The sequence below is a fragment of the Litchfieldia stipae genome (genome assembly GCF_014837155.1).
GTDB lineage: Bacteria > Bacillota > Bacilli > Bacillales > Bacillaceae_L > Litchfieldia.
This window is the reverse complement of record NZ_JACYHA010000009.1, coordinates 142,357-148,620: the sequence shown is the minus strand read 5'-3', so window position 1 is coordinate 148,620 and position 6,264 is coordinate 142,357. Positions and strand designations below refer to the sequence as shown.

Genomic DNA, 6,264 nt, shown 5'->3' with positions numbered 1-6,264 from the left:
TGATTTTGGCGAAGAGGTCACACCCGTTCCCATACCGAACACGGAAGTTAAGCTCTTCAGCGCCGATGGTAGTTGGGGGACTCCCCCTGTGAGAGTAGGACGTCGCTAGGCTTACAATATTCCACAGTAGCTCAGTGGTAGAGCTATCGGCTGTTAACCGATCGGTCGCAGGTTCGAGTCCTGCCTGTGGAGCCATTTTCTCTTTGCTTCCATAGCTCAGTAGGTAGAGCACTTCCATGGTAAGGAAGAGGTCATCGGTTCGATCCCGGTTGGAAGCTTATTGGGATTACAAATAATAAATGGCCCGTTGGTCAAGCGGTTAAGACACCGCCCTTTCACGGCGGTAACACGGGTTCGAATCCCGTACGGGTCACCAAACTTTATCTAATACAATTGAAACAACTAACCATATATGGAGGATTAGCTCAGCTGGGAGAGCACCTGCCTTACAAGCAGGGGGTCGGCGGTTCGATCCCGTCATCCTCCACCATTTACTTTCAAATTAATATTTTTAACACTATGCCGGTGTAGCTCAGTTGGTAGAGCAACTGACTTGTAATCAGTAGGTCGTGGGTTCGACTCCTATCGCCGGCACCACTATAGTGGAGGGGTAGCGAAGTGGCTAAACGCGGCGGACTGTAAATCCGCTCCTTCGGGTTCGGCAGTTCGAATCTGCCCCCCTCCACCATTTTACTTAACTGTTATATTCTATTGTTTGCTAAATAGAATTGGGCAGATTTTTTTATGTGAAGACAGTTGAAATACTTATTGAATTTGAAGGAGGGTCCATATTATTTTTAAGGGATTCCTAATTATCAAATAGTATTTAGAAATGTCAACGACATTCCGTAAATTTCCTCATGCGATGCTAAACCATGTAGCATATTCATGGAAGAGAAGCATGAAGCAACTTCAGTGGGCTATAGCCAAGCGGTAAGGCAACGGACTTTGACTCCGTCATGCGTTGGTTCGAATCCAGCTAGCCCAGCCATTTTATTTTTAACGAGAACGATTCGTTAACATATACAATTAAGAAATGATTCTTATTGTGAGCCATTAGCTCAGTCGGTAGAGCAACAAGCAGTGCTTCAATGTAATAACTTCGAGTTGTACACATCGAGCTGCTACTTGAATTACTTCCTGAGATGTGGACACCACTAGATGCTCTTTCTAAGACATCATTTATCACTTAATTTTTACACAATATTTATTCTTATTGTGAGCCATTAGCTCAGTCGGTAGAGCATCTGACTTTTAATCAGAGGGTCGAAGGTTCGAGTCCTTCATGGCTCATTTTTTTATGCGGAAGTAGTTCAGTGGTAGAACACCACCTTGCCAAGGTGGGGGTCGCGAGTTCGAACCTCGTCTTCCGCTCCAATTACATCTTGGGGCCTTAGCTCAGCTGGGAGAGCGCCTGCCTTGCACGCAGGAGGTCAGCGGTTCGATCCCGCTAGGCTCCACCAACTATACATATAATATTCAGAGGTTGCCTTTTAGAGGCAGCCTCTTTTTAATGGTCAATACTTAGGTGAAGGGCTATCATTATAATATAGGAACAATCCTCTAAATCCCTCCGTCTTCCTTTTTATTTTCAGAATTGCATATATATTCATGATTTTGTCGAGTTGAGTCATTTGCCTATTTGAAGATAAAATAGAACAAAGGGAACGAGGAGGAGACATATGAATAAGAATATATCAATCATAGGTGTCCCGATGGATTTAGGTCAATTACGTCGTGGCGTTGATATGGGACCAAGTGCTATTCGTTATGCTGGAATCGTTGAAAGACTAGAAGATCTTAATTATGAAATTGAAGATTTAGGAGATATTGAGATTGGTCAGGTTGACCGCAGACTAATCCAACAGAATCATCGTTTAAGAAACTTAAAAGAAGTAGCTGGTGCAAGTGAGAAGCTAGCAAAGGCAGTTGATGATGCTATAATAAGAAAACAATTTCCACTTGTGTTCGGTGGAGATCATAGTATCGCCATTGGTACATTAGCAGGAGTTGCAAAGCATTATAATCATTTAGGCGTGATTTGGTATGATGCACACGGTGATTTGAACACTTCTGACACCTCACCTTCAGGTAATATACATGGAATGCCACTTGCGGTAAGCTTAGGGTTAGGTGACCCTACATTAACTGGACTATATGGCTACAAGCAGAAAGTAAGACCAGAGAACATCGTCATTATTGGTGCTCGTTCACTTGATGATGGGGAAAAGAAATTAATTAAAGAATTAGGAATCAAAGTATATACAATGCATGAAATTGACCGCCTAGGTATGACAAGGGTAATGGAAGAATCGATTGCTTATTTAAAAGAAAAAACAGATGGAGTCCATTTGTCACTAGATTTAGACGGATTAGATCCACATGATGCACCTGGAGTTGGTACTCCAGTCCTAGGTGGCATTAGTTATCGTGAAAGTCACCTAGCAATGGAAATGTTAGAAGAAGCAAAGATTATTACCTCTGCAGAATTTGTTGAAGTTAATCCAATATTAGATGATAGAAATAAAACGGCGTCTGTTGCAGTGGCATTAATGGGTTCATTGTTTGGTGAAAAACTTTTATAATGAAATTAAGATGACGTAGTGTCGACACGCGGCGTCATTTTTTTTATATTCAACTTTCGAAAAATCACGAAAAATGGCAGAATGCTTCGTCAAATTCCCCCATTTAAGTTCTTTCTATCTTTTTTACTATTTTCAAACATCAATTACCAAATATTTGTTAAAATATGAAGAGATAAAAAATGAAACCTTTTTTTAAGACGTTCGTACAATACATATAGCCGCAGATGAGCGGAGGTTAAATTATGGAAACAATAGTTAAAAACAGAATAAAACAAGTGAGAAAAGGCGATCAAAACGCCTTTGCAGAAATTGTAGAGCTCTACAAGGATAAGGTCTATCAAATCTCTTACCGAATGGTAGGGAACCGGCATGAAGCAGAAGATATCGCACAGGAAGCATTTCTAAGGGCATATATTAATATCAATAGCTATGATATTAATAAGAAATTTTCAACATGGCTTTATCGAATAGCAACGAATCTCTCCATTGATCGATTACGCAAAAAGAAGCCTGACTTTTACTTAGACGCAGAGGTTGCAGGTGCAGAAGGGTTAACCATGTACTCTCAAGTTGCAGCAGAGGGGATGCTCCCTGAAGACAAGGTTGAAAGTTTAGAATTACAGGAAACCATTCAGGAAGCCATTCTTAAGTTACCAGCAAAATACCGTTCAGTCATTGTTTTGAAGTACATCGAAGAACTTTCATTAAAGGAAATTAGTGAAATATTAGACTTACCTGTCGGAACGGTAAAGACAAGAATTCATAGGGGACGAGAAGCACTTAGACTTCAGCTACGACATGTATAAATAGGAGTGATAGGTATGAATTGTCCTACTGACACAATTCAATTAATGCATAAATATCTCGATGAAGAGATTACACATGAGGAAGAGAATACGTTAAGAAAACATTTAGACAATTGCGCTGATTGTATGAAACACTTTCATGAGTTGAAAAAATCAATTGCCCTCGTTCAAAGTACATCCCATATTGAGGCACCGAGTGACTTTACGATGAAAATCATGGAAAATCTGCCGAAGGAAAAGAAAACGGTAAGCTTTAATCGTTGGTTTAAGAATCATCCAATGTTAACGGCAGCATCCTTGTTTATCCTTTTAATGACGGGTAGTGTCTTTTCTCTTTGGGACAATAATCAAGAGTTTTCTGTAACAAAACAACCCAATTTAGTGATTGAGAACAATACAGTGATTGTTCCAGAAGGTGAAATTGTCGAAGGGAATGTTACTGTGAAGAACGGGTCAATCGTTATTGAAGGAGAAATCCAGGGAGATGTAACGATTATTAATGGAGAGAAGTATATGGCTTCTGCTGGAAACGTAACAGGAGAAATAAAAGAAGTAAATGAAATGTTTGATTGGCTTTGGTTTAATATGAAGAACACAGTTAAAGAGGTTGTCAATGTTCTTGATGATGGAAAGGCATCTGAATAAGTAAAAATAATAAAAGAGTCATTTCACAATGAAGTGACTCTTTTTTACAATCAATCCAAAGCCATACGGTCGAGGTTTGAAATCGTACATAGAAAGATTTATGATATAATAAGTGAGTTATACTAAAAATAAGGATGGAATTTAATAAAGAGGAAGTGTGAGAATGCCTTTTGGAGATTTCCCCATTTTAAATTATCTCTCGAATATAATTGATATTCTCCTTGTTTGGTATGTAATATACAAGCTTATTATTGTGATTAGAGGTACAAAAGCAGTGCAATTGATCAACGGGATCATCGTTATTGTTCTCGTTCGAATGTTAAGTGCTTTGTTAGAATTACATACTTTACAGTGGTTAATGGACCAAGCCCTAACATGGGGATTCTTGGCGATTATTATCATTTTTCAGCCTGAGTTAAGGCGTGCGCTAGAGCAATTAGGACGTGGTAAAATCTTTTCTAGATCAGGATCTGATGAAGATGAACAACAGTCTAAGTTAATTGAAGCAATCCTTAAATCGACCGATTATATGGCGAAACGACGAATAGGGGCGTTGATTTCGATTGAACGAGAAACGGGAATGACAGATTACATAGAAACTGGTATTCAGCTTAATGCAAATGTCTCCTCGGAATTACTGATTAATATCTTTATTCCAAATACACCACTGCATGATGGTGCCGTTATTATTCAAAAGGACCAGGTTGCCGCTGCAGCGTGTTATTTACCATTATCTGAGAGCCCATTTATTTCTAAGGAATTAGGAACAAGGCATAGAGCTGCGTTAGGGGTAAGTGAGGTAACAGATAGTTTAACAATTATTGTTTCAGAAGAAACGGGTAATGTCTCATTAACGAAGAATGGTGAGCTACACCGAGATTTGAAACAAGATCACTTACGTGAGTTATTAGAGAAAGAAATGAACGTTAAGCATGGTACAGCTTCCTCAACACGATGGAATTGGAGGGGGAAGAAAAATGGATAAGTTTATGAATAATTACTGGTTCATGAGAATTGTTGCCCTTTTACTGGCCCTCTTGTTATTCATGTCAGTGAGTTTTGAAACACAACCGAAGTCATTTAGTCCACTTGGTTTGGCAACATCTAATGATCATGTAGAAATCATGACAGACATTCCTGTGGCGGTTAACTATAACGATGATACTCATGTTGTTCAAGGTGTCCCACAAACAGTAACAGTTAATATTGAAGGCCCTGCTAGTGTGACGAAAACCGCTGCACTTCAAAGGGATATTGAGGTCTTCGTAGATTTAACAAACTATGAGATAGGCACACATAAGGTAGAGCTTAAATATAAAAATATATCAGATAAAATAAATGTGAAAATAGAACCAGCTGAAGTAACTGTATTAATTAAGGAAAAAGTGACAGTTGAGCTTCCTGTTGAAGTCGAGTTTCTCAATCAAAACAAAGTAACTGATGGGTATATTGCAGAACAACCGATTGTTAAGCCAAATGTAGTGAAAATTACTGGAGCAAGAGATGAGATTGAGCAAATTGCCCTAGTGAAGGCACTCATTGATTTAAGTGATGTGGATGAAACAGTTATAGAAGAATCGAGAGTCGCTGTTTATGATAAAAATCAAAATACATTACCAGTCACTGTTGAGCCTTCAGTGGTAGAAGTAACCGTACCAATTACTAGTCCAAGTAAGAAAGTACCATTCAAAATCAAACGTGAAGGTGAATTAAAGAGTGGATTAAGCATTGTTAGCTTAGAATCTACACCAAGTGAAGTAACAATATATGGACCAAAAGAAGTAATCGATGGCATTGAGTTTATCGATGGCGTAGTCGTTGAACTAGATAAAATAACAGAAGATACAACACTCGAAATTGCCATCCCAGTACCAAAAGGAGTTGAAAAGGTATCTCCTGAAACGATAAGCATCAAAGTAGATGTTGAAGAAGAAGAATCAAGGAAGCTAACCAATTTACCAATCCAAAGCTTTGGCTTAGGAAATGGGTTAGAGATTGAATACCTAGATCCAGAAACAGCTACACTTGATGTCGATATTTTAGGAGCTGCAGGCATTCTAGAAGCAATTAGACCTGTAGATATTGAGTTATATATTAATGTGACGAATTTAGGGGCAGGGGAACACGATGTACCTATTGAAGTAAATGGGCCTCAAAATGTTTCATGGAACTTACCTCAAGAAAAAGTAAAGATACTAATTTCCGAGAGCTGATATTATAGTAGATAG

Annotated in this window: 5 protein-coding genes, 10 tRNA genes and 1 rRNA gene; all 16 read left to right on the top strand. The window is 38.8% G+C overall.

The window, feature by feature from the left end:
- Positions 1-111: ribosomal RNA gene (rrf, locus tag F7888_RS12615) — 5S ribosomal RNA — on the top strand; the annotation flags it as partial.
- Between the two features lie 9 nt (positions 112-120).
- Positions 121-195: transfer RNA gene (locus F7888_RS12610), tRNA-Asn, on the top strand.
- Positions 196-205: 10 nt separating this feature from the next.
- Positions 206-278, top strand: a tRNA-Thr gene (locus tag F7888_RS12605).
- Between the two features lie 23 nt (positions 279-301).
- Positions 302-376: transfer RNA gene (locus tag F7888_RS12600), tRNA-Glu, on the top strand.
- A gap of 38 nt (positions 377-414) precedes the next feature.
- Positions 415-490 (top strand) — tRNA-Val (locus F7888_RS12595).
- A 31-nt stretch (positions 491-521) separates the two neighbouring features.
- Positions 522-597 (top strand) — tRNA-Thr (locus F7888_RS12590).
- A 7-nt stretch (positions 598-604) separates the two neighbouring features.
- Positions 605-688 (top strand) — tRNA-Tyr (locus F7888_RS12585).
- A 228-nt stretch (positions 689-916) separates the two neighbouring features.
- A tRNA-Gln gene (locus tag F7888_RS12580) sits at positions 917-991 on the top strand.
- A 229-nt stretch (positions 992-1,220) separates the two neighbouring features.
- Positions 1,221-1,293 (top strand) — tRNA-Lys (locus F7888_RS12575).
- A 9-nt stretch (positions 1,294-1,302) separates the two neighbouring features.
- Positions 1,303-1,377: transfer RNA gene (locus F7888_RS12570), tRNA-Gly, on the top strand.
- A gap of 10 nt (positions 1,378-1,387) precedes the next feature.
- Positions 1,388-1,463: transfer RNA gene (locus F7888_RS12565), tRNA-Ala, on the top strand.
- A gap of 219 nt (positions 1,464-1,682) precedes the next feature.
- Positions 1,683-2,585 (top strand): arginase, encoded by a 903-nt coding sequence (gene rocF / locus F7888_RS12560; RefSeq protein ID WP_191779983.1) that lies wholly within the window; start codon positions 1,683-1,685, stop codon positions 2,583-2,585.
- Between the two features lie 242 nt (positions 2,586-2,827).
- Positions 2,828-3,391 (top strand): RNA polymerase sigma factor SigW, encoded by a 564-nt coding sequence (gene sigW / locus F7888_RS12555; protein ID WP_191779981.1) that lies wholly within the window; start codon positions 2,828-2,830, stop codon positions 3,389-3,391.
- A gap of 15 nt (positions 3,392-3,406) precedes the next feature.
- Positions 3,407-4,036: an anti-sigma factor family protein gene (locus tag F7888_RS12550; protein WP_191779979.1), complete on the top strand. Its 630-nt coding sequence runs from the start codon at positions 3,407-3,409 to the stop codon at positions 4,034-4,036.
- A 163-nt stretch (positions 4,037-4,199) separates the two neighbouring features.
- Positions 4,200-5,021 carry a diadenylate cyclase CdaA gene (gene cdaA / locus F7888_RS12545; protein ID WP_191779977.1) on the top strand — a complete coding sequence of 274 codons (822 nt, stop codon included), beginning with the start codon at positions 4,200-4,202 and terminating at the stop codon, positions 5,019-5,021.
- Positions 5,014-6,249: a CdaR family protein gene (locus F7888_RS12540; protein ID WP_191779975.1), complete on the top strand. Its 1,236-nt coding sequence runs from the start codon at positions 5,014-5,016 to the stop codon at positions 6,247-6,249. The genes cdaA and F7888_RS12540 overlap by 8 nt, the downstream gene beginning before the upstream one ends.
- Positions 6,250-6,264 lie beyond the last annotated feature (15 nt).

Coding starts and splice junctions, on each gene's coding strand:
- cdaA (WP_191779977.1), top strand. CDS start 4,200: ATGCCTTTTGGAGATTTCCCCATTTTAAATTATCTCTCGAATATAATT.
- rocF (WP_191779983.1), top strand. CDS start 1,683: ATGAATAAGAATATATCAATCATAGGTGTCCCGATGGATTTAGGTCAA.
- sigW (WP_191779981.1), top strand. CDS start 2,828: ATGGAAACAATAGTTAAAAACAGAATAAAACAAGTGAGAAAAGGCGAT.
- F7888_RS12550 (WP_191779979.1), top strand. CDS start 3,407: ATGAATTGTCCTACTGACACAATTCAATTAATGCATAAATATCTCGAT.
- F7888_RS12540 (WP_191779975.1), top strand. CDS start 5,014: ATGGATAAGTTTATGAATAATTACTGGTTCATGAGAATTGTTGCCCTT.